24 protein-coding genes are annotated in these 26,708 nt (G+C 72.6%); 11 read left to right on the top strand and 13 right to left on the bottom strand.

The annotated features are described in order from the left end of the window. The first annotated feature begins 40 nt into the window (after positions 1 to 40). The gene (locus ABGB11_RS10250; protein WP_347631222.1) at positions 41 to 1,756 is read left to right on the top strand and encodes a glycoside hydrolase family 6 protein; all 1,716 of its coding nucleotides are present in this window, start codon (positions 41 to 43) and stop codon (positions 1,754 to 1,756) included. Positions 1,757 to 1,930: 174 nt separating this feature from the next. On the opposite strand, the gene ABGB11_RS10255 is transcribed toward ABGB11_RS10250, so the two are convergent. Continuing rightward, on the bottom strand, positions 1,931 to 2,986 hold the full coding sequence (locus ABGB11_RS10255; RefSeq protein WP_347631224.1) for a lytic polysaccharide monooxygenase: 1,056 nt from the start codon (positions 2,984 to 2,986) through the stop codon (positions 1,931 to 1,933). Between the two features lie 66 nt (positions 2,987 to 3,052). On the opposite strand from ABGB11_RS10255, the gene ABGB11_RS10260 reads away from it, so the two are divergent. Next, entirely contained in the window at positions 3,053 to 3,292 is a 240-nt protein-coding gene (locus tag ABGB11_RS10260) for a hypothetical protein (RefSeq protein ID WP_347631226.1), read from the top strand. Continuing rightward, on the top strand, positions 3,255 to 3,620 hold the full coding sequence (locus ABGB11_RS10265; RefSeq protein ID WP_347631228.1) for a hypothetical protein: 366 nt from the start codon (positions 3,255 to 3,257) through the stop codon (positions 3,618 to 3,620). The genes ABGB11_RS10260 and ABGB11_RS10265 overlap by 38 nt, the downstream gene beginning before the upstream one ends. On the opposite strand, the gene ABGB11_RS10270 is transcribed toward ABGB11_RS10265, so the two are convergent. Genes ABGB11_RS10270 through ABGB11_RS10280 form a run of 3 tightly spaced genes read right to left on the bottom strand, consistent with a single transcriptional unit; the run spans position 3,595 to position 6,700 of the window. Further along, complete coding sequence (locus tag ABGB11_RS10270) at positions 3,595 to 4,422, bottom strand: carbohydrate ABC transporter permease (RefSeq protein WP_347631230.1); 828 nt, start codon at positions 4,420 to 4,422, stop codon at positions 3,595 to 3,597. The two genes, ABGB11_RS10265 and ABGB11_RS10270, sit on opposite strands and share 26 nt — an antisense overlap. Continuing rightward, positions 4,419 to 5,411 carry a sugar ABC transporter permease gene (locus ABGB11_RS10275; protein WP_347631232.1) on the bottom strand — a complete coding sequence of 331 codons (993 nt, stop codon included), beginning with the start codon at positions 5,409 to 5,411 and terminating at the stop codon, positions 4,419 to 4,421. Before ABGB11_RS10275 ends, ABGB11_RS10270 begins: the two co-directional genes overlap by 4 nt. Then, positions 5,408 to 6,700 (bottom strand): extracellular solute-binding protein, encoded by a 1,293-nt coding sequence (locus ABGB11_RS10280; protein WP_347631233.1) that lies wholly within the window; start codon positions 6,698 to 6,700, stop codon positions 5,408 to 5,410. The genes ABGB11_RS10275 and ABGB11_RS10280 overlap by 4 nt, the downstream gene beginning before the upstream one ends. Before the next feature lie 270 nt (positions 6,701 to 6,970). Between ABGB11_RS10280 and ABGB11_RS10285 the strand changes: the two genes are divergently transcribed. From ABGB11_RS10285 to ABGB11_RS10295, 3 genes are read left to right on the top strand one after another with little or no spacing between them, the layout of a single operon-like run. Beyond that, entirely contained in the window at positions 6,971 to 8,005 is a 1,035-nt protein-coding gene (locus ABGB11_RS10285; protein WP_024934929.1) for a LacI family DNA-binding transcriptional regulator, read from the top strand. Next, positions 8,002 to 10,350 carry a glycoside hydrolase family 3 N-terminal domain-containing protein gene (locus ABGB11_RS10290; RefSeq protein ID WP_347631234.1) on the top strand — a complete coding sequence of 783 codons (2,349 nt, stop codon included), beginning with the start codon at positions 8,002 to 8,004 and terminating at the stop codon, positions 10,348 to 10,350. The genes ABGB11_RS10285 and ABGB11_RS10290 overlap by 4 nt, the downstream gene beginning before the upstream one ends. Next, positions 10,347 to 11,870: a glycoside hydrolase family 43 protein gene (locus ABGB11_RS10295; RefSeq protein WP_347631236.1), complete on the top strand. Its 1,524-nt coding sequence runs from the start codon at positions 10,347 to 10,349 to the stop codon at positions 11,868 to 11,870. Before ABGB11_RS10290 ends, ABGB11_RS10295 begins: the two co-directional genes overlap by 4 nt. Here the strand turns inward: ABGB11_RS10295 and ABGB11_RS10300 are convergent. Continuing rightward, the gene (locus ABGB11_RS10300) at positions 11,867 to 13,072 is read right to left on the bottom strand and encodes an ROK family transcriptional regulator (RefSeq protein WP_347631238.1); all 1,206 of its coding nucleotides are present in this window, start codon (positions 13,070 to 13,072) and stop codon (positions 11,867 to 11,869) included. The genes ABGB11_RS10295 and ABGB11_RS10300 overlap by 4 nt on opposite strands. Positions 13,073 to 13,161: 89 nt before the next feature. On the opposite strand from ABGB11_RS10300, the gene xylB reads away from it, so the two are divergent. Continuing rightward, complete coding sequence (xylB, locus tag ABGB11_RS10305) at positions 13,162 to 14,544, top strand: xylulokinase (RefSeq protein ID WP_347631240.1); 1,383 nt, start codon at positions 13,162 to 13,164, stop codon at positions 14,542 to 14,544. 10 nt (positions 14,545 to 14,554) lie between these two features. Then, positions 14,555 to 15,712, top strand: a complete 1,158-nt coding sequence (gene xylA / locus ABGB11_RS10310) for a xylose isomerase (RefSeq protein ID WP_347631241.1) — start codon at positions 14,555 to 14,557, stop codon at positions 15,710 to 15,712. A 64-nt stretch (positions 15,713 to 15,776) separates the two neighbouring features. Here xylA and ABGB11_RS10315 read toward each other — a convergent pair whose 3' ends face one another. The 4 genes from ABGB11_RS10315 to ABGB11_RS10330 are packed head-to-tail and all read right to left on the bottom strand — an operon-like array spanning position 15,777 to position 19,262. Beyond that, positions 15,777 to 16,985 carry an ABC transporter permease gene (locus tag ABGB11_RS10315; RefSeq protein ID WP_347631243.1) on the bottom strand — a complete coding sequence of 403 codons (1,209 nt, stop codon included), beginning with the start codon at positions 16,983 to 16,985 and terminating at the stop codon, positions 15,777 to 15,779. Further along, the gene (locus tag ABGB11_RS10320) at positions 16,982 to 17,668 is read right to left on the bottom strand and encodes an ABC transporter ATP-binding protein (protein ID WP_347631244.1); all 687 of its coding nucleotides are present in this window, start codon (positions 17,666 to 17,668) and stop codon (positions 16,982 to 16,984) included. Before ABGB11_RS10320 ends, ABGB11_RS10315 begins: the two co-directional genes overlap by 4 nt. Continuing rightward, complete coding sequence (locus ABGB11_RS10325; RefSeq protein ID WP_347631246.1) at positions 17,665 to 18,705, bottom strand: peptidoglycan-binding protein; 1,041 nt, start codon at positions 18,703 to 18,705, stop codon at positions 17,665 to 17,667. Before ABGB11_RS10325 ends, ABGB11_RS10320 begins: the two co-directional genes overlap by 4 nt. Then, complete coding sequence (locus tag ABGB11_RS10330; RefSeq protein ID WP_347631247.1) at positions 18,705 to 19,262, bottom strand: hypothetical protein; 558 nt, start codon at positions 19,260 to 19,262, stop codon at positions 18,705 to 18,707. The genes ABGB11_RS10325 and ABGB11_RS10330 overlap by 1 nt, the downstream gene beginning before the upstream one ends. Positions 19,263 to 19,437: 175 nt before the next feature. On the opposite strand from ABGB11_RS10330, the gene ABGB11_RS10335 reads away from it, so the two are divergent. From ABGB11_RS10335 to ABGB11_RS10345, 3 genes are read left to right on the top strand one after another with little or no spacing between them, the layout of a single operon-like run. Beyond that, the gene (locus ABGB11_RS10335; protein WP_347631249.1) at positions 19,438 to 20,094 is read left to right on the top strand and encodes a response regulator transcription factor; all 657 of its coding nucleotides are present in this window, start codon (positions 19,438 to 19,440) and stop codon (positions 20,092 to 20,094) included. Further along, positions 20,091 to 21,344 (top strand): HAMP domain-containing sensor histidine kinase, encoded by a 1,254-nt coding sequence (locus tag ABGB11_RS10340; protein ID WP_347631251.1) that lies wholly within the window; start codon positions 20,091 to 20,093, stop codon positions 21,342 to 21,344. Before ABGB11_RS10335 ends, ABGB11_RS10340 begins: the two co-directional genes overlap by 4 nt. Continuing rightward, entirely contained in the window at positions 21,341 to 21,850 is a 510-nt protein-coding gene (locus tag ABGB11_RS10345) for a DUF664 domain-containing protein (protein ID WP_347631253.1), read from the top strand. The genes ABGB11_RS10340 and ABGB11_RS10345 overlap by 4 nt, the downstream gene beginning before the upstream one ends. On the opposite strand, the gene ABGB11_RS10350 is transcribed toward ABGB11_RS10345, so the two are convergent. The 4 genes from ABGB11_RS10350 to ABGB11_RS10365 all read right to left on the bottom strand — a co-directional run bounded on the left by ABGB11_RS10350 (position 21,820) and on the right by ABGB11_RS10365 (position 26,622). After that, positions 21,820 to 23,136 (bottom strand): glycosyltransferase family 4 protein, encoded by a 1,317-nt coding sequence (locus tag ABGB11_RS10350; RefSeq protein WP_347631254.1) that lies wholly within the window; start codon positions 23,134 to 23,136, stop codon positions 21,820 to 21,822. The genes ABGB11_RS10345 and ABGB11_RS10350 overlap by 31 nt on opposite strands. Positions 23,137 to 23,197: 61 nt before the next feature. Next, complete coding sequence (locus tag ABGB11_RS10355) at positions 23,198 to 24,391, bottom strand: Ig-like domain-containing protein (RefSeq protein ID WP_347631256.1); 1,194 nt, start codon at positions 24,389 to 24,391, stop codon at positions 23,198 to 23,200. A 202-nt stretch (positions 24,392 to 24,593) separates the two neighbouring features. Continuing rightward, complete coding sequence (locus ABGB11_RS10360; RefSeq protein WP_347631258.1) at positions 24,594 to 25,730, bottom strand: Ig-like domain-containing protein; 1,137 nt, start codon at positions 25,728 to 25,730, stop codon at positions 24,594 to 24,596. Positions 25,731 to 25,890: 160 nt separating this feature from the next. Continuing rightward, positions 25,891 to 26,622, bottom strand: coding sequence for a VC0807 family protein (locus ABGB11_RS10365; RefSeq protein WP_347631260.1), 732 nt, complete (start codon positions 26,620 to 26,622; stop codon positions 25,891 to 25,893). Between the last annotated feature and the right edge of the window lie 86 nt (positions 26,623 to 26,708).

Here is a 26,708-nt window from a genome sequence, read left to right on the forward strand (position 1 = left end):
CTCCGGAAGAAGCCCACCCCAACCAGATGGAGGAATCCGGATGAAACACCCCCTCGCGCGCAGGAGACCCGGCGCCCGCCGCCGCGGCCTGGCCACCACCTCGGCGGCCCTCCTGCTCGCCTCAGGCACGGTCGCGCTGGCCCAGGCCCAGGCCAGCGCGGCCGCCGGCTGCAAGGTCGACTACTCCACCGACGACTGGGGCACCGGCTTCACCGCCTCCGTGACGGTCACCAACCTCGGCGACGCGATCAGCGGCGGCTGGACGCTGGAGTGGGACTTCGCCGGGAACCAGCAGGTGACCTCGGGCTGGAACGGCACCTTCGGCCAGTCCGGGCAGCACGTCACCGTGACGAACCCGAGCTGGGCCACGACGCTGCCCACGAACGCGTCGGTCAATCCCGGGTTCCAGGGCACCTACTCCGGCACGAACGCGGCTCCGACCCAGTTCAAGCTCAACGGGACCGTGTGCGACGGGTCGACGGACGACCCGGGCAACGGGGACCCGGGCGACGGTGACCGCGTCGACAACCCGTACGCGGGCGTGCAGCAGTACGTGAACCCCGAATGGTCGGCGCACGCCGCCGCCGAGCCCGGCGGCGGCGCGGTCGCGGACCAGCCGACCGGCGTGTGGCTGGACCGGATCGCCGCGATCGAGGGCGTCAACGGCGGGATGGGGCTGCGCGACCACCTGGACGAGGCCCTGGAGCAGGGCGCCGGGCTGGTCAACCTCGTCGTCTACGACCTGCCCGGCCGCGACTGCTCGGCGCTCGCCTCCAACGGCGAGCTCGGCCCGACCGAGCTCGACAAGTACAAGGCGCAGTTCGTCGACCCGATCGCGGAGATCCTCGGTGACGAGAAGTACGCCGACCTGCGGATCGCCGCGGTGGTGGAGATCGACTCGCTGCCCAACCTGATCACCAACGCGGGCGACCGGCCGACCGCCACCGAGAACTGCAACGTCATGAAGGAGAACGGCAACTACCAGAAGGGCATCGCCTACGCGCTGCAGAAGCTCGGCGCCCTGTCCAACGTCTACAACTACATCGACATCGGCCACCACGGCTGGATCGGCTGGGACGACAACTTCTCCCCGACCGCCCAGCTCCTCGCCCAGGTGGCGGACATGTCCGGCTCGAAGGGCAACGTCGCCGGGTTCATCACCAACACCGCGAACTACGGTGCGCTGACCGAGCCCTACTTCACCATCAACGACTCCGTGAACGGCACGTCCGTCCGCGAGTCCGACTGGGTGGACTGGAACCGGTACGTGGACGAGCAGTCCTACGCGCAGGCGTTCCGCCAGGAGCTCATCAGCCAGGGGTTCGACTCCGGCATCGGCATGCTGATCGACACCAGCCGCAACGGCTGGGGCGGCTCCGAGCGCCCGACCGGGCCCGGCCCGACGACGGACGTGAACGCCTACGTGGACGGCGGCCGGACCGACCGGCGCATCCACCTCGGCAACTGGTGCAACCAGGCGGGAGCGGGTCTCGGCGAGCGGCCGAAAGCGGCCCCCGCGTCCGGCATCGACGCCTACGTGTGGATGAAGCCTCCGGGCGAGTCGGACGGGGCCAGCGAGGAGATCCCGAACGACGAGGGCAAGGGCTTCGACCGGATGTGCGACCCGACGTACGAGGGCAACCCGCGTAACAACAACAACATGAGCGGTGCCCTGCCGGACGCCCCGCTGTCCGGGCACTGGTTCTCCGCCCAGTTCCAGGAGCTGCTCAGGAACGCCGACCCGCCCGTCCAGTAACCGCCGCCAAGGAGGGAAACGGCCCCGTGACGCGCTCCGGTCACGGGGCCTCTCCATGCCCGGCGCCGGCCAGCCCGATGGCGAAGTGCGGGAAAGGAGGCGGCCCGCGGTGTCCCCTGCCGGACTCCGCGGGCCGTGTCGTGTGCTGGAGGTGTTCTCAGGAGGTCATGCGGTTCAGGAGGTCATGCAGTGGGGTTCCAGGGAGGTCGCCGCATCCGGCGCCTTGACCGTGAAACCGAAGGTGGTCGAGGCGCCGACGGCCAGCGAGCCGTTCCAGTTCGCGTTCGTGACCGTGACGTCCGGCCCGGACTGCGTGTAGGCGCCGTTCCACAGGCTGTCGACCGTCTCGCCGTTGGCGAAGGTGAAGTGGGCCGTCCAGCCGTTGAGCGGGAGCGTGCCGGTGTTGGTGACGGTGACCTCGCCCTGGTAGCCGCCGCCCCAGCTTCCGGTCGAGCGGTACGCGGCGGTGCAGACCATGCCCGGCTGGCCGGGCGGGTCCGTCGGTCCGCCGCCGTCCTCTCCGACGCCGGTGACCTCGCCGTTCCCGCCGTCGAAGACGACGTCGGAGCAGCCGTAGAACGTCTCGGCGCTGTCCGAGCGCTGCCACACGGTGTAGATGATGTGGCGGCCGGACTTGCCGGACGGCAGCGTCGCGTTCCAGTGGTAGTAGGCGTCCTCGTTGCCCGGCGAGCCGACGCTCGGCGGGTCGGTGGCGCTGTAGAACGGCTGCTCCTCCAGGTCGTCCCAGCTGAGGGGGCGCGTCGGGCTCCAGCTGTCCTTGGTGATGTAGGTGCGGAACGTTCCCGGATGGGCGGCCCACTTGTTGTACCGGAACTCGATGCCGGCGCCCGACGTCAGGTGGGTGACCGGCCAGTCGTCGCGGGCCAGGTCGTAGCCGCTGAAGTCGTAGACGACCGCGCCGCCGCTGCACAGCTCCCCGTCGGGGATGAAGCCGCGGGTGCGGCCGGCGCCGTCCGAGCGCAGCACGGCGAACCAGTTGTAGAGCGAGCTGGGGCCGCTCTGCGCGACGGCCGCCGCGCAGGCCGGGTTGTGCGGGATGATCTCGCCGGTCGAGCTGAGGCCGTCCTTCCAGCAGAGGTAGGTGCGGCTGCCGGGCACCATCATCGCGCCGTGCGCGGACGCCGGCGGTGCGGTGAGCAGCGCGCCCGCCACCATCGTGGGGCCGAGCACCGCCCCCGCCGCCAGCGCCCGTCGTCTTCGCTTTCCCATGTTCCTCCCGTCGCGGGCCGAGGAGACCGTTGTCCAAGCGGACGCTAACCCCGTTCCCGCGGGCCCGTGAACGGCCCTTTCAGGCTTTCACCGGCCGCCCGGGGACGGGGTCCATGCGGCGCCTTCGGGAAGGTCGAGGCCCTCTACACCAACGGCCCGGCGGGCGGCGGCGGCGTCCGCACGCGGGTCGGCGACGTCATCGGCATCGTGTCGGCGCTGCTGCCCCGCGAGGCCGTCTCCCCCGCCACCGAGATCCTGGAGGTCCCCGTTGCGCGTCCCGGCGAACCGGCGCACCCCACTGCATGAGATCGCGCACGCCCGCGCCGGCGACAAGGGCGACACCTCGACGCTGTCGGTGTTCCCGTACCGCGACGAGCACTATCCGGACCTCGTCCGGGAGCTGACCTCCGGCGCGGTGCGGCGCCACCTCGGGGACCGCGTGCGCGGCGAGGTCGTCCGCCACGAGCTGCCGAACCTGTGCGCGCTGCAGTTCGTCTGCCGCCAGTCGCTGGACGGCGGGGTCACCACGTCGCTGGCCCTGGACGCGCACGGCAAGGGCCTCAGCTCGATCCTGCTGTCCATGGAGATCGAGGTCGGGGAGATCGAGGTCAGCCCTTCGTCGCCCCCGCGGTGAGCCCTCCGATCAGCTGCCGCTCGGCCAGCGCGTAGAAGGCGATGGCGGGCACCATGGCGAGCACGATGTAGGCGATGACGAGCGCGTAGTCCGTCGAGTACTGCCCCTGGAACTGCTGGATGCCGACGGGGATGGTCTGCCATTTCGGGTCGCTCAGCACCAGCAGCGGCAGGAAGAAATTGTTCCAGCTCGTCACGATGGCGAGGACGGACACGGTGCCGAGCGCGGGCCTCGCCATCGGCAGCAGGATGCGCCAGAAGAAGCCGAGCCGGCTGCAGCCGTCCATGATGGCGGCCTCCTCCAGCTCCCCGGGGATCGTCCGGAAGAAGGACCTCAGGATGATGATCGTGATGGGGAGCGCGAACGCGGCCTGCGGCAGGATGATGCCGAGCGGGTTGTCCAGCAGCCCGAACGAGCGCAGCAGGACGAACAGCGGCAGCACCGCCACCGCGGGCGGGAACATCAGCCCCGCCGCGAACAGCGTGAAGAACAGCTCGCGGCCACGGAACGCGTAGCGGGCGAAGGCGAACGCCGCGAGCGCCGCCGCCGCGACGGTGATCAGCGTGGTGGCCACCGCGATCAGGACGCTGTTGCCGATCTGCCGCCAGAAGTCGCCGGACGACAGGATGCCGGTGTAGTTCGACACCTTCCACGGGTCCGGCAGCCCGAACGGGTCCGAGGTGAGGTCGCCGGTGGTCTTGAAACCGGAGACCACCGCGTAGAGCAGGGGCACGACGACGAAGGAGCCGAGCACCCACACCAGAGTGTGCTTGGACAGGCTCCGTGCGAGGCCGGCTCTCATCGGCGGCCTCCCCCGGAGGTGACCGCGCCCTGCAGGTCGCGGCGCAGCGCGTAGCGCTGGTACAGCAGCGAGAAGACCATGCAGATCAGGAACATGGCGACGCTGATCGCGCCTGCGTAGCCCATCTGGTAGCGCTTGAATCCGAACTGGAACATGGTGACGGCCATCGTCTCCGTGGAGTGCGTCGGCCCGCCCGTCGTGGTGACCCACACGAGGTCGAACAACTGGATGGAGCCGATGACGGACAGGAACACGCTGATGCGCAGCGTCGGGCCGAGCAGCGGCAGCGTGACGCTGCGGAACCGCCGCCAGGGGCTCGCCCCGTCGATCGAGGCCGCCTCCAGCACCTCCTGCGGGATGCCCTGCAGGCCCGCGAGGTAGATCATCATGTGGAAGCCGAAGTACTTCCACGTCATGACGGCGAAGAGGGTGGGCAGCGCGGTGTCGGGGTCGGAGAACCACTTGCCGGCGAGCCCGCCGAGCAGCGGCAGATCCTCGACGATCTTGTCGGCCAGCCCGTCGCCCGGCAGGAAGATGATGCCGAACAGGACGCCGGCGATCACCTCCGACAGGATGTAGGGCGCGAAGAAGAGCGCCCGGTAGACCGCCCGGCCGCGCATCCGCTGGTTCAGCAGGACGGCCGTGCCGAGCGCGATCGGCAGCTGGACCGCCACCGAGAACACGATGATCAGCAGGCCGCGCCACAGGTCGCCGCGGAAGACGGGGTCGTCGGTGAGCTTGCGGTAGTTGCCGAGCCCGACGAAGTCCTCGGGCCAGCCGAAGCCGCCCCAGCGGAAGAAGCTCGTGTAGAACGCGACGAAGATCGGGATCAGGACGAAGAAGAAGAACAGCAGCAGCGCGGGCAACAGGAACCAGGTGGTGGAAGTCCAGGCGCGCAGCCGCTCCCCCACCGACGCCTTGGGGCCCCGCTTGTGCGGGGCCCGTTCGGCGTGCCGCGGCCGGTCGTCGGTCGTGGCGGACAGGGTCATTGGCTCTTGGCCACCTTGGTGACCGACTCCGTGACCTGCTGCGGCGTCTTCTTGCCGGCGATGAGCGCGGCGACGCTGTCGTTGACCTCCTGGCCGACGGCGGGCGGGAAGGCCTGGTCGAGGTAGAGCTGGAAGCCGGTGGAGGCGTTCAGCGCGTCGGCGACCAGCTTGCGGTTCTTGTCGAGTTCGCTCTCGGCGCCCTTCACGACCGGCATGAAGGCGCCCGAGGAGACGAGCTTCTTCTCGTTCTCCTGGTTCATCAGGAAGGCCAGGAAGTCGATGGCCTCCTTGGGCGCGTCCTTGCTGAGCGCGTGCCCGTTGCCGCCGCCGAACACCTCGGTCGCCTGGCCCTGGCCGCCCTCGACGGTCGGGAACGGGAACCAGCCGAGGTCGTCGCCGAGGTCCTTGCCGGAGGCGTCCTTCTGCACCGCGGGCGCCCACTGGCCCATCAGCTCCATGGCGGCCTTGCCCGCGCCCATGGTCGCGGCCTGCCCGCCGGGCGTGTCGTAGCCGGCGTTCTGGAAGCCCTTCTGGAAGGGCTGCAGGTCGGCCAGCTCCTTGACCTTCTCGCCCGCGGCGACGAAGCCGGCGCCGCCGAAGTCGTTGGCCTTCTCGGCCTGCTGCAGCGCGGGCAGGCCGCCGATGCGCATCGCGAGGTAGGCCCAGTAGTACATCTCGGGCCACTTGTCCTTGCCCGCGATCGCGATCGGGGTGACCCCCGCGGACTTGAGCTTGCGGACGGCGTCCAGGTACTCCGACCAGGTCTTCGGGGTGCCCTCGATCCCGGCCTTCTTGAAGAGCGCCTTGTTGTACCAGAAGCCCACGCCGCCCATGTCGTAGGGGATGGCGTAGGTCCTGCCGTCGAACTGGTACGGCTTCTGCGACACCGGCGTCATGGTGTTCAGGATGGCCTTGCCGTCCTCGGTGACGTCCTTCACCAGGCCGGCGTCGATCTGCTGCTTGAGGACGCCGCCGCCCCAGGTGACGAAGATGTCCGGCAGCTTCCCGGAGGCGGTGAGCGCCGTCATCTTCGACTTGAACGCCTCGTTCTCCAGGTTGGTGAGCTTGATCTTCACGTTCGGGTGCGAGGCCTCGTAGGCCTTGGCGATCTGCGGATAGAGCGTCTGGGACGGCTCCGTGGTCGCGATGTCCATCCACTCGATGGTGACCGTGCCGCCTCCCGAGTCGCCGTCGCCGCAGGCGGCGAGGAGGGGCGCGGCGGTGGCCACCACCGCGCCCGCGGAGATCGCGGTCAGGACGGAACGGCGCGACAGGTGAGGGATGCCCATGGTGGCCTCCTGGATCGGGGGTGGGCTGGGCCTGAGCGGCGGGACGGAGATCCGTCCCGCTCCGAAAAATTTCGAAAGTCTTCGAGGGTGCCGTTGCCGTGGAACTCTAAGAAAGGGGCACCCCAGGGTCAAGGCTTCGCCCTGCGTTGACCGAAATGAAACCTGAAGAACGCGGTCCTCGGGGACTAGGAGAGAGCGAAACATTGCGATACTGTTCGCAATCGTTTCCTCGGGGAGGAGTGAAGCGTGCCCGTGCGCACCACCGACGAGATGCCGGACCCGCCGTCCCGGCCGACGCTGGCCCTGATCGCGTCCGAGGCGGGGGTCTCCCCCGCCACCGTCTCCAAGGTCCTCAACGGCCGGACCGACGTGGCCGCCGCGACCCGCGAGCGGGTGGAGGCGCTGCTGCGCACCCACAACTACCCGGGCCCGGGCGGCGCGCGGCGCGCCCGCAGGTCCGGCCTGATCGACCTGGTCCTGGCCGGCCTCGACAGCCCGTGGGCGGTGGAGATCCTGCGCGGCGTGGAGGCAGAGTGCGCCGAGCACGGCACCGGCGTCGTCGTGTCGCTCGTCCGCGAGGACGACGCGCGCCCGCCGAGCTGGCAGAACCTGCCCGCGCTGCACCACAGCGACGGCGTCATCCTGGTGACGTCCCGGATGACGCGCCGCCAGCGCGACCAGCTCGAACGGGCCGGGGTCGGGCTCGTGCTGGTCGACCCGGTGAACCTGCCCGACACCGAGATCGCCAGTGTCGGCGCGACGAACTGGGCGGGCGGGCTGGCCGCCACCGAGCACCTGATCGGGCTCGGCCACCGCCGCGTCGGGATGATCGGCGGTCCCGCCGACATGCTCTGCACGCAGGCCCGCGTGGACGGCTACCGCACGGCGCTGGAGCGCGCCGGGATCGAGGTCGACAAGGACCTCGTCCGGTACGGCGACTTCCACCACCGGGGCGGCTTCGCCCGCACCCGCGAGCTGCTGGCGCTGCCCGACCCGCCGACCGCGATCTTCGCGGGCAGCGACGAGCAGGCCATGGGCGCCTACCAGGCGGCCCGGCTCGCCGGCCTGCGCATTCCCGAGGACCTGAGTGTCGTCGGCTTCGACGACCTGCCGACCTGCGAGTGGCTGTCGCCACCGCTGACGACCGTGCGCCAGCCGCTGGAGGAGATGGGCCGCGTCGCGGCCCGCACGCTGCTCCAGCTGCTGGACGGGCGGCCGCCGCTGACTCCCCGGGTGGAGCTGGCCACCGACCTGCGTGTCCGCGCCTCCACCGCCCCGCCGCCCCCTTCGGAGGATGCCAAGTGAGCGAAGCGATCCGGGGGGCCGTCCCCGCTCCCGCGACACGGACCGGAGCCGACCACGCCGAGCCCTGGCGGGACCGCGCGCTGCCGGTCGCCGAGCGGGTCGACGACCTGCTGGCCCGGATGACGCCGGAGGAGAAGGCTGGCCAGCTCGCCGGCTTCTGGGCGATGCCCGCCGAGGCGGGCGCGCCCGTGGCGCCGATGGAGGACGACTCGCACGAGCCCGCCCCGCCCTTGGAGGAGGTGCTGGACCGCGGCCTCGGCCAGCTCACCCGCGTGTTCGGCACCCTGCCCGTCGCGGCGGCGGACGGCGCCGCCCGGCTCCGCGAGCTCCAGGGCCGCGTCGCCGCCGGGAACCGGTTCGGCATCCCGGCGATCGCGCACGAGGAGTGCCTCAACGGCTTCATGACGTGGGGCGCCACCGTGTTCCCCAGCCCGCCCGCGTGGGGCGCCACCTTCGACACGGAGCTGGTCGCCGAGATCGCCGCGGCGATCGGCACCAGCATGCGGGCGGCCGGCGTCCACCAGGGCCTCGCCCCCGTGCTGGACGTCGTCCGCGACGCCCGCTGGGGACGCACGGAGGAGTGCATCGGCGAGGACCCGTACCTGGTCGGGGTCCTCGGCACCGCCTACGTCGAGGCCCTGGAGCGGTCGGGCATCGTCACGACCCTCAAGCACTTCGCCGGCTACTCCGCCTCCCGCGCCGGGCGGAACATGGCCCCGACGCCGATCGGGCCGCGCGAGTTCGCCGACGTCGTCCTGGAGCCGTTCGTGATGGCGCTGCGCGACGGCGGCGCCCGCTCGGTCATGCACTCCTACACCGACGTGGACGGGATGCCCGCCGCCGCCGACGAGCGGCTGCTGACCACCCTGCTGCGCGAGGAGCTGGGCTTCGAGGGGGTCGTGGTCGCCGACTACTTCGGCATCTCGTTCCTGGAGAGCCGGCACCGGGTGGCCGGGTCGCGGGGCGAGGCCGCCGCGCTCGCGCTGCGCGCCGGCATCGACATGGAGCTGCCGACCGTCCGCTGCTACGGCACGCCGCTGATCGAGAAGATCCGGGAGGGCGAGGTCCCCGCGGACCTGCTCGACCGCGCCGCCCGCCGCGTACTGACTCTGAAGGCCGAGCTCGGCCTGCTGGACGAGGTCCCCGCGGACGGCGACGGCGCGGCCCTGGACTTCGACCCTCCCGAGCACCGCGCGCTGGCGCGGCGGGCGGCCGAGGAGTCGGTGGTCCTGCTGTCCAACGACGGCGTGCTGCCGCTGCGCTCCGGCTCCGGGGTCGTCCTGGCCGGGCCGCTCGCGGACGACCCGTTCGGCATGCTGGGCTGCTACACCTTCCCCAGCCACGTCGGCCGCGAGCATCCGGAGCTCGGGCTCGGCGTGGACATCCCGACCCTGGCGGACGCGCTGCGGGCGGACCTGCCCGGCGTCCGCGTGGCCGCCTCCGACGACGTGTTCGTCGCCGACGACGCCGACATCGACAAGGCCGTCGCCGCGGCGCGGGACGCCGAGGTGTGCGTGCTCGCGCTCGGCGACCGGGCCGGGCTGTTCGGGCGCGGCACGTCCGGGGAGGGCTGCGACACCGAGACGCTCGCGCTTCCGGGGCGGCAGGCCGAGCTGGCCGCGGCCGTCCTGGACACCGGCACTCCCACGGTCATCGTGATGCTCACCGGGCGCCCGTACGCGATCGAGTCGATCGCCGACCGGGCCGCCGCCGTCGTGCAGGCGTTCTTCCCCGGCGAGGAGGGCGGCCGGGCCGTCGCCGGGATCCTCGCGGGACACGTGGAGCCGTCCGGGCGGATGCCGATCAGCGTGCCGCGCCGCGCGTCCGGCCCGCCCGTCACCTACCTGCGGTCGCTGATGGACGGCGGGCACGACTGGAGCGTGGTCGACCCCGTCCCGCTGTACCCCTTCGGGCACGGTCTGACCTGGACGTCCTTCGAGTACGAGGAGTTGAGGACGGGCGAGCGGGCGGCGACCGACGGAACGGTCTCGGTCGGCGCCGTCGTCCGCAACACCGGCGACCGCGCGGGCACGGAGGTCGTCCAGCTGTACCTCTCGGACCCGGTCGCGTCGGTGGTGCGGCCGGCGCGCTGGCTCGCCGGGTGGGCCCGGGTCCGGCTGGAGCCGGGCGAGGCGGCCCGGATCGAGTTCGAGGTGCACGCCGACCGGACCTCCTTCACCGGCCCGGACCTGCGGCGCATCGTCGAGCCCGGCGTGGTCGAGGTGGCGGTCGGCCGGTCGAGCGCCGACCTGCCGCTGCGCGGCTCGTTCACGCTGGAGGGGCCGGTCCGGGAACTCGGCACCGACCGCGTCCTGACCGTCCCCGTGAAGGTCACGCCGCTATGACCCGGTTCGCCAACCCGGTGCTGCCCGGATGCCATCCGGACCCGTCGGTCTGCCGCGTCGGCGACGACTTCTACCTGGTGACGTCGACGTTCGAATGGTTTCCGGGCCTGCCGGTGTTCCACAGCCGCGACCTGGTGCACTGGCGGCAGGTAGGGCACGCGCTGCACCGGCCGGACCAGCTTCCGCTCGACGGCGTCCCCGCGTCCGGCGGCCTGTACGCGCCGACGCTCCGCCACCACGACGGCACGTTCTACCTGGTCTGCACCCTGGTGGACGGGACGGAGTGGTCGGGGCACTTCGTGCTGACCGCGACCGACCCCGCCGGGCCCTGGTCGGACGCGCACCGGCTGGAGGGCGCGGGCATCGACCCGTCGCTGTTCTTCGACGACGACGGCCGCGCGTGGTGCACCGGCACGCGGCTCACCGGACGCTACGAGGGCCACACGGAGATCTGGCTGCGCGAGTTCGACCCGTCCGCCCTGGAGCTGACCGGGGAGGAGCACGTCATCTGGGACGGGGCGGTCAAGGGCGCGATCTGGTCCGAGGGCTCGCACCTCTACAAGATCGGCGGGCGGTACCTGCTGCTCACCGCCGAGGGAGGCACGGCGCTCGACCACGCGGTGATGGCCGCGCGGGCCGACGCCGTCACGGGCCCCTACGTGGGGGACCCGCGCAACCCGGTGCTCACCCACCGCGACCTCCCGTCCGGCCATCCGGTCGTCGGGACGGGGCACGCCGACCTCGTGGAGACGCCGGACGGCGAGTGGTGGATGGTACTGCTCGCGATGCGCCCGCACCACGGCGACCGGTGCGCCCTCGGCCGCGAGACGTTCCTGGCCCGGGTCACCTGGGAGGACGGCTGGCCGGTCACCGGCGGGCGGGTCGAGCCGGCCCCGGCGGCCCCGTCGCTGCCGCCGCGTCCGTGGCCGGCCGAACCGGCGTGCGACCACTTCGACGGGCCCGAACTGGACCCCGCGTGGAACATGCTGCGGCCTCCGCGCGAGCGGTGGTGGAGCCTGGCCGAGCGTCCCGGGCACCTGCGGCTGCGCGTCCGCCCGGAGAGCCTCGCCGACATCGCCAACCCGTCGTTCGTCGGGCGGCGGCAGCGGCACCACGACTTCGCGGCCTTCACCGCCCTCGACTTCGCGCCCGCCGACGACGAGTGGGCGGGGCTCGCGCTCGTCCAGAACAACGACTTCCACGTGCTGCTGGTCTCGACGGGCCAGGGTCTCCGCCTCGTCAAGCGGGAGCAGGGCGTCGAGACGGTGCTCGCCAAGGGGCCCGCCGCCCACGGGGCCGTCCGGCTCGGATTCGAGGCGCACGGCCGCTGGTACCGGGCGTCGTACGCCCTGGAGCCGGGGGCCTGGACACCCTTCGGCGACCCGGTGGACTGCGACATCCTGACCAGCCAGGTCGCGGGCGGTTTCACCGGCGCCTACATCGGCCTGTACGCCACCTCGCACGGCCGGACGAGCTCGAACCACGCCGACTTCGCCTGGTTCGAGTACGTTCCGCTCTAGAGGAGCAGCGCGGGGTCGGCGATCACCTGTTCCACGACGAGCCCGGCGGCGCCGAGGACGGCGGCGCCCTCGGCGAGGCCGGACACCTCGATCGGGGGCGCGCCCCGCCGCAGCGACCCGGAGCCGGTCGCGAGGACGGCCCGCAGCGGCGGCAGGACCCACGTGGCGAGCGGGGAGAAGACCCCGCCGAGCACGATGGTGTCGGGGTCGAGAAGGTTGACGACCGAGGCGAGCGCGGCGCCGAGCGCCCGGCCGGCCTCGGTCACGGCGGCCAGCGCCGCCTCGTCCCCCGCGTCGAGGCGGGCGACGAGGCGGCCCACCGAGCCGCCGGAGCCCGCGGCCGGCCGGGTGGCCGGCAGGCCCGCCGCGCGCAGCAGCGCCTCCTGGCCCGCGATCTGCTCCAGGCATCCGCGCCCGCCGCAGGAGCAGGCGGGGCCGGACGGGTCGGCGACGAGGTGGCCGAGCTCGCCGGCGAAGCCGTGGGCGCCGCGGAACACCCGGCCGTCCACGACGATGCCCGCGCCGATCCCGATCTCGCCGGAGACGTGCACGAAGTCGCCGAGGCGGGCACCGCCGCCGAACCAGAGCTCGCCGAGGGCCGCGAGGTTGGCCTCGTTGTCGTACTCGGCGGGAAGGGCCGTGGCCAGGCCGGGGGCGCCCGCGACGGGGACGTCCGCCCAGCCGAGGTTCGGGGCGTGCCGCACCACCCCGCTCTCGCGGTCGAGCATCCCGGGCAGGGCGACCGCCGCGCCGGCGACGGCCAGCCCCTGCCCCGCCGCGGCGGCGACCGCCTCGTCCGCGAGCGCGGACAGGGCGGCGAGGACGGCGGCGGGCTCGCGGCCGCGGTTGTCGGCGCTGACCACGTGCCGGTAGCGGACCTGCTTGGCCAGGTCGAGGACGCAGGCCGCGAGGTAGTCGACGTTGACCTCCAGGCCGAGCCCGGCGCCACCGCCGCCGTGGACGGACACGCCCACGCCCGGGCGCCCGCGCTCCCCCTCATGGACGGGCGCCCCGTCCCGGACGAGCCCCGCGCCCTCCAGCAGGGCGACCAGATTGGACACGGTCGTCTTGGTGAAGCCCGTGAGCTCGGCGAGGCGCGCCCGCGTGACGGGCTGGTGCCGCGCCACGTGCTCCAGGACGACGGCGAGGTTCCGCTCCCGCATCGTCGCGTGCCTGACCGGGCCTTTCGAGGACTTCGTCATGGATGAACCCTAAATGAATCGCATGTATAGGCAGGGTGGAGGCCCTCTGCTACGTTAATTAGTCCAAGCTCTTTACGAAAGGGGGCGGGATGACCGGGAGCCTGGTCGCGGGCGTCGACTCCTCGACGCAGTCGACGAAGGCCGTCCTGTGCCGCGCCGAGGACGGCACCGTCGTGGCGGAGGCGTCCGCCCCGCATCCGGACGGCACCGAGTGCCACCCCGACCACTGGTGGGCGGCCCTGTCCGAGGTCCGGGAACTACTCGAACGGGCCGACGCGGTCGCCGTCGCCGCGCAGCAGCACGGCATGATCGCGCTGGACGGCGCGGGCGACGTCGTCCGGCCCGCCCTGCTGTGGAACGACACCCGCTCGGCGCCCCAGGCCCGCGCCCTCGTCGCCGAGCTCGGCGGGCCGAAGCAGTGGGCGGAGCGGACCGGCAGCGTGCCGCTGGCGTCGTTCACCGTGACCAAGCTGCGCTGGATGGCCGAGCACGAGCCCGGCAACGCGCGCCGCACCGAGCGGGTGTTGCTCCCGCACGACTGGCTGACGCTACGGCTCGGCGCTCGCGAGCCGGTCACCGACCGGGGCGACGCGTCCGGCACCGGCTACTGGTCCCCCGCGACCGGCGCCTACCTGCCCGAGCTGCTGCGCGCGGCGCTCGGCCACGACGCCGAGCCCCCGCGCGTCGCCGCCCCGGGCGAGCGGGTCGGCGAGACGGCGTGGGGCGCCGCGCTCGGGCCGGGCACCGGCGACAACATGGGCGCCGCCCTCGGCCTCGGCCTGCGTCCCGGCGACGTCGTGGTGTCGATCGGCACGTCGGGGACGGCGTTCGCGGTCGCCGACGGTCCCGCCGCCGACCCGTCCGGCCTCGTCGCGGGGTTCGCCGACGCCACCGGCCGGTTCCTGCCCCTCGTCTGCACCCTGAACGCCGCGCGGATCCTGTCGGCCGCCGCGGCGATGACCGGAGCCTCGCTGGAGGAGCTGTCCGCGCTGGCCCTCGTCGCCGAGCCCGGCGCCGGCGGGGTGACGCTGCTGCCCTACCTCGACGGCGAACGCACCCCCGACCGCCCGGACGCGACCGGCGTCCTCGCGGGGCTGACCACGGCCAACGCCACCCGGGAGAACCTGGCGCGGGCGGCGGTGGAGGCGCTGCTGTGCTCGCTCGCCGACGCCGTCGACCACCTCGCCGCGCAGGGCGTCCGGCCGCGCCGCACGCTGCTGATCGGCGGCGGCGCCCGCTCCGCGGCCGTGCGCGCCCTCGCCCCGGCGATCCTCGGGACCCCGGTGACCGTCCCCGAGCCCGCCGAGTACGTCGCGCTCGGCGCCGCCCGCCAGGCCGCCTGGGCCCTCGCCGGGACGCCCGAGCCGCCCGCCTGGCCCGCACCGCCCGCCACCGAGCACACCGGCGAGCACGCCGGGACGGAGATCCGCGAGCGCTACGCCGCGCTGCGCGACTCCGCACCGCAGATCTGAGGAGGACCCGATGACCGACTACACCCCCGCGCCCGAGGACCGGTTCTCGTTCGGCATCTGGACGGTCGGCTGGCAGGGCGTCGACGTGTTCGGCCCCGGCACCCGCCCGCCGATGCCCGCCGACCGCGCCGTCCGCAAGCTGGCCGAGATCGGTGCCTACGGCGTGAACTTCCACGACAACGACGTCTTCGACTTCGATGCCTCCCCCGCCGAGCGGCAGGGCGCCATCGACGCGTTCCGCAAGGCGCTGGACGAGACCGGCCTCGTCGTCACCACCGCCACCACCAACCTGTTCGGCCACCCGATCTTCAAGGACGGCGCGTTCACCGCGAACGACCGCGACGTCCGCCGCTTCGCGCTCCGCAAGGTCATGGACAACCTGGACCTCGCCGCCGAGCTGGGCGCCAGGACGTACGTGTGCTGGGGCGGGCGGGAAGGCGCCGAGTCCGGCGCCGCGAAGGACGTCCGGGCGGCGCTGGACCGCTACAAGGAGGCGTTCGACGTCCTCGGCGCCTACGTCGCCGACCAGGGCTACGACCTGCGGTTCGCGATCGAGCCGAAGCCGAACGAGCCCCGCGGCGACATCCTCCTCCCCACGATCGGGCACGCGCTCGCGTTCATCCAGACGCTGGAGCGCCCCGACAGCGTCGGCCTGAACCCCGAGGTCGGGCACGAGGAGATGGCCGGGCTCAACTACGCGCACGGCCTCGCCCAGGCGCTCTGGCAGGGCAAGCTGTTCCACATCGACCTGAACGGGCAGCACGGCCCCCGCTACGACCAGGACCTGCGCTTCGGCGCCGGCAACGCGCGCGGCGCGTTCTGGGTCGTCGACCTGATCGACCAGAGCGAGTACGACGGCCCGATCCACTTCGATTTCAAGCCGCCGCGCACCGAGGACGACGAGGGCGTGTGGGAGTCGGCGGCGGCGTGCATGCGCAACTGGCTGATCCTGCGGGGGAAGGTCCGCGCGTTCCGCGCCGACCCCGAGGTCCAGGACGCGCTGCGCCAGGCCAAGCTGGACGAGCTCGCCCGTCCCACCCTGGCCGACGGGGAGGACTGGCGCTCCGTCCGCGACGCCACCGCCGACGCCGAGGCCCTCGGCGCCCGCCGCACCGCCTTCGAGCACCTGGACCAGCTGGCGCTCGAACACCTCTACGGCGTGAGGTGACCCGGCAGGGGCCGGGCGGCCTCCGGGCGTCGAACGCCCCCGGGCCGCCCGGCCCCTGACCGTGTCATGGTGCCGCCAGGGCCTCCGTCGGGGACAGGCGGGCGGCGCGCAGGGCCGGGTAGAGGCCGGCGACGCCCCCGATGAGGAGGGTCGCGAGGATCCCGCCGGCCATCGCCCAGATCGGGACGACGGTCGGCCAGCCCTGCGACACGGCGAACACCGCGGTGACCACGATGCCGATGGCCACGCCCCCGGCCCCGCCGAGCGCGGCGAGGAGCTGCGACTCGGTGAGGAACTGCATCCGGATCTGGCCGCGGGTCGCGCCGAGGGAGCGGCGCAGGCCGATCTCGGCGCGGCGCTCCAGAACGGAGATCACCATCGTGTTGGCGACGCCGACGCCGCCGACCAGCAGCGCGACGCCCCCGAGGCCGAGGAGCAGCCCGGTGAACGCCCGGTCGGTGGCGTTCTCCGCGGCCAGCGCGTCCGAGGGACGGCTGACCTCGACCTCGTTCGGCGCCTGCGGGTTGGCGGTGGCGGCCAGCAGCTCCCGCACCTTCGCCACCGCGTCCTTGCGGGCGCGGGTGTAGACGGTGGTGGGGTGGCCGTCGAAGCCGAGGTGCGCGGCGGCGGCGTCCCAGCCGACGAGCGCCGCCGAGTCCAGGTCCGGCGCGAGCTGGTTCGGCTCCAGGATGCCGACGACGGTGAACCACTGCGATCCGAGCCACACCTGCATGTTCGGCGCCGACACGCCGAGGCGGTCGGCCGACTCGGCGCCCAGTACCACGGCCGGGTACTTCGCCGTTCCCGCGTTCAGCCACGTGCCGGCGGCCATGGTGAGGCCCACGGTCTTCGGGAGGTCGAGGCGCGCCGCGAGGACGCTGATCCCGCCGCTCTCCCCCTCCGGGATGTGGTCGTTGCGGTAGACGCTGGTGTCGGTCAACTTGGCCGTCGCCGACGCGGACTCCACGTCCGGCATCCGGCCCACCATGCCGACCGACTCCTTCGGCAGCTTGGCGTCCTCCCCGAAGAGGTCCCGGCCGGGCCCCACGGTGAGCAGGTTGGTGCCGAGCCGGTCGAGGGTGGCCTGGAGCTGGGCGCGGCTGGACGTCGAGATGCCGACGACGCCGATCATCGCGGCGATGCCGATCGCGATGCCGAGGGCCGACAGGAACACCCGCATCGGGCGGGACCGCAGCCCGGCGGCGCCGACGCGCAGCACGTCGCCCGGCCCGAGCCGCGCGGGCGACTCCGGCGGCGGGATCCTCGCGGTCACGGCGCCTCCACCAGTGCGTCGTCGTGGACGACCCGGCCGTCGCGCATGCGCACCTGGCGGGGCAGGAGCGCGGCGATGTCCCGGTCGTGGGTGATGAGGACGACGGTCGTCCCCGCGGCGGACAGCTCGCCGAGCAGCTCCAGGACGCCCGCGCCGGACGCCGAGTCCAGCGCGCCGGTCGGCTCGTCCGCGAGCAGCAGCGCGGGCTCCCCGACCACCGCGCGGGCGATCGCGACGCGCTGCCTCTCGCCCCCGGACAGCTGGTGCGGCCGGTGGCCGAGGCGGTACCCGAGCCCGACGCGCTCCAGGGCGAGGCGGGCCCGGCGGCGCCGCTGCGCGAGCGGCACGCCCCCGTAGAGCAGCCCGTCCGCGACGTTGTCGAGGGCGGCCACTCCCCCGGCGAGATGGAACTGCTGGAAGACGAATCCGATCCGGCGGGCGCGCAGCGCCGACAGGCGCCGGTCCGGGAGCCGCGACACGTCGGTCCCCTCGACCAGGACGGTGCCGGCGCTCGGCCGGTCCAGGGTCCCGAGCAGATGCAGCATCGTCGACTTCCCGGACCCGGACGGCCCGACGATCGCGACCAGCTCGCGTTCCTCGACCTTGAGCGACACCGAGTCCAGGGCCGTGACCCCGCCCGGGTAGGTCTTGGTGACCTCGCGCAGTTCGACGACGGGGCTCATGAGGGGACCCCGACCTTCATGCCCTCGGACAGGCCCTGGCCCGAGACCTCGACCTTGCCCTCGGTGAACACGCCGGTCTCCACCGGCACCGTGCGGACCCGCCCGCCGTCCACGACCTGGACGGCGTAGCCGCCGTCGCCCTGGGCGAGCAGCGCGCCGATCGGGACGGCGAGGACGTCGGCGTGCCGGCTCGCGGTGAGGTGCACCACCACGGGCGCCTTGTCGTAGGAGCCGAGCTCCTTGCCCCCCGCGACCGCGATCTCGACCTCCACCGTCGCCGGCTGGTCGTTGCCGCCCTCCTCGGCGACCTTCCCGACCGAGCCGATCCTGCCCTTCACGGTGTCGCCGGACGGCAGCTCGACCTCCACCGCCGCGCCCTTCCTGGCGAGCCGCCGGTACTCCACGTCCAGGTCGACGGTCACGACGCGGGCGGTCCCGGTGTAGGTGAGCACCGGCCCGCCGACCTTGTCCCCGACGGAGGCCTTGCGCGCGGCCACCCGGATCCGTCCGGGGGCCACGACGGCCTCGCCGGGCCGGACGATGCCGGTCTCGGTCACGCCGAGGTCCTCCTGCCACCGCTTCACGGCCGCGGTGGTGGCGGAGCCGAACGTCTTGTCGACGGTGAACCCGGTGTAGCCGAGGGCGCTGAGGTTCCGTTCGAGCTGGAGGACGTCGGCGCCCTTGGTCCCTTCGGCGAGCGTCCTGTACAGCGGCAGCCTTCCGTACAGCAGCGGCACCGGTTCGTCGTCGACCCGGTACACCGACCGGCCCCTGGAGACCACCGAGCCCGGGCCGGCCAGCCAGGTGACGGTGCCCCCGCCGGCGCCGGCGATGGTGCGGGTGCCGCCGTGGCCGAGCGTCCCGTCGACGTCCTGCGTCTCGACCAGCGTCGTCCGCTCGACCGGGGCCGTCGCGGGCGGCAGCGAGCTGTGCGCGGCGGTCGGCTCGCCGCCGCCGAGGCCGGCGGTGGCGAGGCCCGCGCCGCCGGCCACGACCATCCCGGCCGCGCCGAGCGCGATGGCGCGCGTCCTGGCCACTACCGCGGACCCGTGCGCAGCATGGGGCCCTTGCCGCCGTCCGGCGAGTACTTCGAACACGTCTCCTGGGCCTTCTTGAACTTCTGGCTCTCCGGGTTCAGCCCGGTGCCCTTCCCCGCCTCGATCGTCATACCGCCGTCGGGCTGCGGGTCCGGGAACTCGCTGATGCCGTTGTCGCGCATGCACTTGGAGAAGGCGCGCATCTTCGCCAGCTCCTCCGGCTTGGGCTTGGGCGGCTTGCCGCCGTTCGGCATCAGGTGCCGGCACTTCTTCTGCGCCGCCTCGACCTTGCCGTCCACCTTCATGGTCTTGCCGGGGCCGCCGCTCTGGCCGGGTGCGGCGGACGCCCGGATCTCCACCCGGCCGTCCCCCGTCGGGTCCTTCATGTCGACCCCGTTGTCGCGCATGCACTGGGCGAACTTCCGCATCTTGTCCTGGTCGCTGGCCGCCTTGGCGGTACCGCTCGCATCCGCGCTCCCGCCCAGGGTCCCGCAGCCCTGCGCGCTCAGGGCCAGAGCCGGAAGCAGCGCCAGGGCCGCGAGCGTCTGTCGTCGCATCGGTCGGTCTCCTTGTCGTGTCCGCCGGGCGGAGCGCCGGCGGTGACCGCAAGTCCAGCGGCGGGCGGGTAACCCCGGCGTAACCGGATCGCGTTACGCCCGCGTTACGCCCCCTCCCCGAAGCTGGGGCGGCAGGAAGCGCCGGGGCGGCGCCCCGGAGACAAGGACGGAACGCGTGCGGATACTGGTCGCCGAGGACGAGCGGATGCTCGCCGATTCGATCGCCGAGGGGCTGCGGGCCGAGGCCCTGGCCGTGGACGTGGTCTACGACGGGGACGCCGCGCTCGAACGGCTCGCGGTGCACGACTACGACGTGCTCGTCCTCGACCGCGACCTGCCGGTCGTGCACGGCGACGACGTGTGCCGGTCGGTCGTGGAGTCCGGCGGGCTCGTCCGGGTGCTGATGCTCACCGCCTCCGTCACGGTCCCGGCCCGGGTCGACGGGCTGCGGATCGGCGCGGACGACTACCTGACCAAGCCGTTCGCGTTCGAGGAGCTGGTGGCGCGCATCCAGGCCCTCGGCCGGCGGGCCCGCCCGGCGGCGCCGCCGGCGCTGGAGCGCGCCGGGATCAGGCTCGACCCGGCCCGCCGGGAGGTGTTCCGCGACGGCCGGTACGTGCACCTGGCGCGCAAGGAGTTCGGGCTGCTCGCCGAGCTGCTGCGCGCGGACGGGACGATCGTGTCCGCCGAACGGCTGCTGGAGAAGGTGTGGGACGAGCACACCGACCCGTTCACCAACACCGTCCGGGTGACGCTGATGAAGCTGCGCCGCAAACTCGGTGACCCCCCGGTCATCGAGACCGTCCCGGGAGTGGGGTACCGGATTCCATGACGACGTTCACCGACAGGCTGCGGCCGACCATCCGGGTGCGGCTGACCCTGCTCTACACCGGCCTCTTCGTCTGCGCCGGCATCGTCCTCCTGGGCCTGACCTACCTTCTCGTCCAGAACAACCTGCAGCAGGCGGGCGACCCCACGCCGCTGAACCGCGCCTTCGAGGCCGTCGGGCCCGCGAGCAAGGCCGTGGGGCCCGCGGGCCAGGCCGCCCCGGCGCCCAACGACACCGTCACGGTCACCGCCTCGAAGGTGGAGGGGTTCCTGGTCAAGGGCCGCGAGGACTACGAGCGGGAGACGCTCAACGCCCTGCTCACCCAGGGCGGCCTCGCGCTCGGGCTGGTCGGCGCGGCGGGGCTCGGCTTCGGCTGGCTGCTCGCCGACCGGGCGCTGCGCCCCGTCCACGCGATCACCGAGACGGCGCGGCGGGTGGCGCGCAGCCACGACCTCACCGAGCGGATCACCTACGAGGGGCCGCGCGACGACGTCAAGGAGCTGGCCGACACCTTCGACATGATGCTCGGCCGGCTGGCGCGGGCGTTCGAGGGGCAGCGCCGGTTCGTCGCGAACGCCTCGCACGAGCTGCGCACCCCGCTCGCGATCAACCGGACGCTGGTCGACGTGGCGGTGCGCCGCCCGGACGCGACCGACGACGTCAAACGGCTGGGCGAGTCGCTCCTGGTCGTCAACGGGCGGCACGAGCGGCTCATCGACGGGCTGCTCACCCTCGCCGGCACCGAGAACGCCGTGACCGACACCGGGCCGCTGGACCTGGCCGACGTGGCGGGGCACGTCCTTCAGCAGGCCGCCGCCGAGGCCAGGGCCCGCGACGTGACCGTCGACCGGCGGCTGTGCCCGGCCCCCACGGCGGGCGACCCAGTGCTCGTCGAGCGGCTCGTGCAGAACCTCGTCGAGAACGCGGTCCGGCACAACCACGAGGGTGGCGAACTCCACGTCGCCACCCGGGGGCGGGACGGGTGGGCCGAGGTCGTCGTCACCAACACGGGCCCGGTCGTGCCCCCCTACGAGGTGGAGACGATCTTCGAGCCGTTCCGCCGGCTCGGCAACGACCGGGTGCGCTCCGACCGCGGCTCCGGGCTCGGCCTGTCGATCGTGCGCGCCACCGCGACCGCCCACGGCGGCACGGTGACCGCGGCGCCGCGCGAGGGCGGCGGGCTCGTGGTGACCGTCCGCCTGCCGAGCCGGGTGCGCGAGCCGGCAGCGATCAAGGTAGCGTCGGAGCAATGACCAGTGCGCAACTGCTCACCGACGCGTTCGACCGGGTCCAGCAGGTCGTCCACGGGGCGGTCCGGGGCCTCACCGCGGACCAGCTCGCCCACCGGCCCGCCGGCGGCGCCAATTCGATCGCGTGGCTGGTGTGGCATCTCACCCGTATCCAGGACGACCACGTCGCCGACGCCGCGGGCACCGGGCAGGTGTGGACCGGCGACGGCTGGGCCGAGCGGTTCGGGCTGCCGCTCGCCACGTCCGACACCGGATACGGGCACGCCACGGACGAGGTCGCCGCGGTCCGGGTCGAGTCGGCGGACCTGCTGACCGGCTACCACGACGCCGTGCACGACCGGACCGTCGAGTACGTGGCCGGGCTGGCCGACGGCGACCTGGAGCGGATCGTCGACCGGTCGTGGGATCCGCCGGTCACGCTCGCCGTGCGGCTGATCAGCGTGATCTCCGACGACCTCCAGCACGCGGGCCAGGCGGCCTACGTCCGGGGGCTGCTCAGCGGCGGCTGAACGGGCCGCCGGCCGCCCTCCCCGCAGGACGCGGAGATGAGGGTGGACCACCGGGGGCCGATGCGGTCCAGGTGGTGGGCGCGCGCGGACCGCAGCGCCTCCTCGCCCAGCCGGTCCCGCAGGCCGGGGTCCTCGATCAGCGTGCGGAGCGCCGCGGTGAAGGCGTCCACGTCGCCGGGCGGGACCAGCAGCCCGTCGCGGCCCGGGGTGATCAGCTCGCGGGGGCCGAACGGGCAGTCGAACGACACCACCGGCAGGCCCATCCCCATGGCCTCGATGACGACCATCGGCATGCCCTCCCGGCGGGACGACAGCGCGTAGATCGACGACCGCTCCATCTCGCCGTGCAGGTCCCGGGTGCGGGGGAGCAGCTCGGCCCGGCCGGTGAGACCGAGCTCCTCGATCAGGGCGAGCAGCTTGTCCCGGCGGGGGCCTCCCCCGAAGACGCGCAGCGTCCAGTCCGGGTGGTCGGCGGCGATCGGCGCGAAGGCGCGGACGAGCAGGTCGAAGCCCTTGGTGTGCACGAGCCGCCCGGCGGCCAGGACCACCTTGTGCTCGCGCCGGGACGGGCGGGACGGCAGGCGCGGCGCGGCGTTCGGGATCTGTACGACCCGCACGCCGGAGCCGGCGAGGGCGGTCCGGTAGCCGGCGCGGGCGGCCTCGGTGAGCGTGGTGACGACGGTGAGGCGCCGGTAGCGGCGGAGGATCTCCCGGCGCAGCCAGGGCTGGTAGGACTCCAGGCTCATGTGGTCCTGCCCGATCGTCACGGCGCCGCGCGGGCCGAGCTCGGCGACCAGCAGGTTGAGGGACGGCCGGGTCGGCATGAGGACGTCGGCCGGCGAGCCGTACACGGCGCGCAGCAGGCACAGGTCCGACCAGAGGTTCATCAGGCGGAACGACGCCTCGTCCACCGGCGTCAGGAGGCTCGGGAACCGGGAGAGCAGGCGCGCCGTCCTGCCCTTGGGGACGAGCCTGTCGTCCGCATAGGTCACCTTCACCCCTGCGGGGATCGGGAAGAACGGCTTCTTGCTCCGCTTGAGGACGCTGACGATCTCGACGTCGTGGTCGCGGGCCAGGTGCCCGGACAGGTTCAGCACCGTGCGGATCGTCCCGCCCGTGCCGTGTGCGTTCTGCAGGAGGATCCGGACGCGGACCCGCTCACCGCGCGGCGGGACGGGCCTCAGCCGCAGCGGGCGCAGGGCCCAGAACGCCGTCCGGCGCAGGACACGGTGTGCCCTGCGCCGGACGCGGCGCTTCAGACGCAGCGGTCGCGTTGACTCCCCCATCGGACCCCCCGCAGGCAGACGACTTTGTCCGCTTCGTTCCCCGCGAGTCGTCCGATCATCGTCACCCGGTGGTCACGGTTCGGTCGAGCGCCGAGCCCTTGACCCAGCGGCTCCACGACATCTGGTAGTAGCTCCAGCCGTTCATCGGGTCGAGCTTCCGCTTGCTGCCGGTGATGATCACCGGGTCGCCGCGGTAGGACCAGCTGTAGTACCAGCGGGCGTCCTTGGGCGGCGAGTTGACGCAGCCGTGGCTGACGTTCTGCCGGCCCTGCGCCCAGACGGTGGCGGCCATGGAGTGGATGTACTCGCCGCTGTTGGAGATCCGGACCGCGTGCGGGATGACCTCCCGGTAGCCGCCGTTCTTCTTGTCCTTCGGATCGACGCCCATCCACTCCGACGTCATGATCGCCGGATTCTCCTTGCCCATGGTCAGGTGGATGCCGCTGGTGGTGAGGTAGGTGTCGACGCCGTTGACGACGCGGCCGCCCTTGCCCGCGCTGATCGGCCAGCTGCGGACCTTCTTGCCGTTCTTGGTGACGACGGCCTTCTTCTTCTTGGTGCTGATGTTGACCATGTGGGCGTCGCCGATGCGGAAGCCGCGGGCGAAGTCCGAGACGCCGTAGGTCCGCTTGCCCGACTTGACGCCCGCCAGCTTCGCCGTGAACGTCACCTTCTGGTTGGGAGCCCACCAGGTGCCGTTCTTGGTGCGGAAGATCACCGTCGTGTCGTTCACCCAGTACCACGCGCCGGTGGCGGGCTTGGCCGACTTGACCTCCAGCGCCTTCTCGACGGCCTTCTTGTCGCCGACGGCGCGGTTGAAGGTCACCTGGATCGGCATCCCGATGCCGACCTTCTCGTTCTTGCTCGGGGTGACGTCCACGATGTCCAGCTCGTTCGCCGCCTTCATCGTGGCGAACGTGGCGTTGACCGTGGTCGACTTGCCCTTGGGGCTCTTGGCGACGGCGGTGACCTGGTACTTGGCTCCGGGGCGCAGCGTGCGCGACTTCCAACTGGTCTTGTCGGCGGCCATGGCGCCGTCCACCGGCTTCCCCCTGAGGGTGACGGTGACCTGCTCAAGCGTGCCGCCGGCGGCGGTCACGACGACGCCGTCCTCGGGCTTGGCCTTGGTGTTGCCGTTGCCCGGATTCACCGTCACCTGCGGGGCGTTGGCGTCGCCCTTCTCTCCGACGGTGACGCCGGAGTCCTTCTCTCCCCCGCTGCAGGCCGTCGTCAGGAGCAATACGGCCCCTGCCACGCCGGCACCTGCGCGAACACCTGCGGAAACCCTCCGCTGCACCACAACCTCCAGAAACCCCGCCGTCTATCACAAAGACATTAGCGACAAAAGTCGACGATCATGCCACGACCCGGGGTTTTGACGGGCGTCCGAGATCAAAGCGTTGCAGAGCGCGGACGTCTGGCCCCGGGCCGTAGCCGAACGCGGTTCGGGCCGCGGTTCAGCGGAGCGCGCTGCCCTCGCGCCACTTGTCGAAGGAGAGCTGCCAGAAGCCCCAGCCGTTGTCGTGCTCGACCTCCCGGTTCGTGCCGGTCAGCTTGATCACGTCGCCGCGCTGCATGGTGTCGTAGTACCACTTGGCGTTGGCCGGGCTGACGTTCAGGCAGCCGTGGCTGACGTTCGCGGAGCCCTGCGAGCCGACGGACCACGGCGCCGAGTGCACGTACTCGCCGCTGTTGGAGAAGCGGACCGCGTAGTTGACGACCTGCTTGTAGTAGCCGGGGTCGCCCTCCTTGCGGCCCGGCGACGTCATCGTGACCGGGTTGCCCTTCTCCATCAGCAGGTGGACGCCGCTGGTGGTGGTGAACTCCCGCGTCTGGCCGTTGCCGGCGCTGAACGGGATCGTCCGCAGCTTCTTGCCGTCCCGGGTGACCGTCATGTGATGGCCGCCGATGTCGCCGGTGGTGATCTGCGCGGCGCCGATGGCGAGGGTCGCCTTCGCGTCCTTGGCCCCGTAGACGCCGTTGCCCGCGTTCACCCCCGCGAGGTTCGCCTGGAAGCGGACCGTCTGGTGGGGCTGCCAGTACGTCTTCGTCCGGTAGATCACCTGGTCGTTGCCGACCCAGCGCCACGCGCCCTCGACCGGCTTGTCCGGCGTGACGCGCAGCGCCCGCTCCACGGCGGCCTTGTCGGTGACCGGGTGGTCGAACCTGACGATGATCGGCATGCCGACGCCGACCTTCTCCCCGGTGATGTTCGGGGTGATGTCCGTGATCGACAGCGTCTGGGACGGCTTCAGCGTCGTGAACGAGCTGGTGACCGTCCGGGACTTCCCGCCGTCGGTCTGCGCGGTGACGGTGTAGGACGTGCCGGGCGTCATGGTGCGCGTGGACCGCCACGTCTTGCGGCCGTCGCCGTACTTGCCGGTGACGGTGGCGCCCTGCCCCTGGACGGTGACGGCGCGCAGCTTGGCGCCGGAGGCCTTCACCTCGATCGTCCCGTCCGGCTTGACCTGGGCGGTCCCGTTGGCCGGCGTGATCGTCACCGCCGTGTCGGACCCGCCCGAGGCGAGCTTGCCGGCGCTCCCGATCGAGCAGCCGGTCACCAGCAGCACCATCGCGCCCGTGCCCCCGGTCACCACAAGCCCCAAACGACCCTTGCTTGCCACGAACTCCCCCAAACCCCGCACATTCACCCTGTGTCCGGTGAAATCTGTCTGTGTAGGGAGACGCTCCGAACCGGCCGCGGGTTCGGAGCGAAACGGGAATCGGCCGTACGGCCGGAGGGGGCGGGCCCGGTCAGGCGGCGGAGCCGGTGCCGGACGCCCGCGCGGGCTCGCGGTTGACGTGGCGGACGACGCGCTTGAAGCCCCAGACCGACACCGCGATGCCGATCGCGCCGAGCCCGGCGACGATGCCGGTGCGGATCCACAGGTACATGCTGATCGACTGATTGAACAGCATCCAGAGGCTGATGCCCACGTTGGCGAGCAGCACCGCCGACCACAGCAGCGAGATGCGCAGGAAGAACTGGTGGACCCTGGCGTGCTTGTAGAAGGCGTCTGGAATCGGCGCCATGTCCTTGGCGAGCTTCATCGCGAGCGGTCTACCGAGGGGTACCGAAGCGAGGAAGGCCATGCTGACGGCGAGCGTGCCGAGGGTCGGCTGGAGGAAGTAGACCACGGCGCTGTGGGTCGCGGCGGCCAGGATGGCGCGGACCGTCACGCCGACCGCGGCCAGCATCAGCATCCCCGACACCGGGTGCCCGCGGACGTACCTGTAGATGATCCCGCCGTACACCCAGGCGACGGCGGCCACCAGGGCGCCGTTCAGCCCGAGGAGGGTCAGCGCGGCGTAGAAGACCGCGACGGGCGCGATGACCCCCTCGACGAACCGCGGGAGCGCGTGCATCAACAGCGCGGTCACCCGCGGCAGTTCGAACACGTGGTGGCCACCCGCGTGGCCGTCCTGCGGCAGCTCCGCCCGAACCGCCCCTGGCGGTTCGGCGGTCGTGGTCGCCGGTCGTTCCATCGAGAGTTGCGCTCCCCGATCGGTGTGCATGGTCTCGGATGTGCTCACGATTCGCACCACCGTACGTGATGATCCGCACGTGGCCG

It is taken from the genome of Actinomadura sp. B10D3, assembly GCF_039871695.1.
GTDB classification, from domain to species: Bacteria; Actinomycetota; Actinomycetes; order Streptosporangiales; family Streptosporangiaceae; genus Spirillospora; species Spirillospora madurae.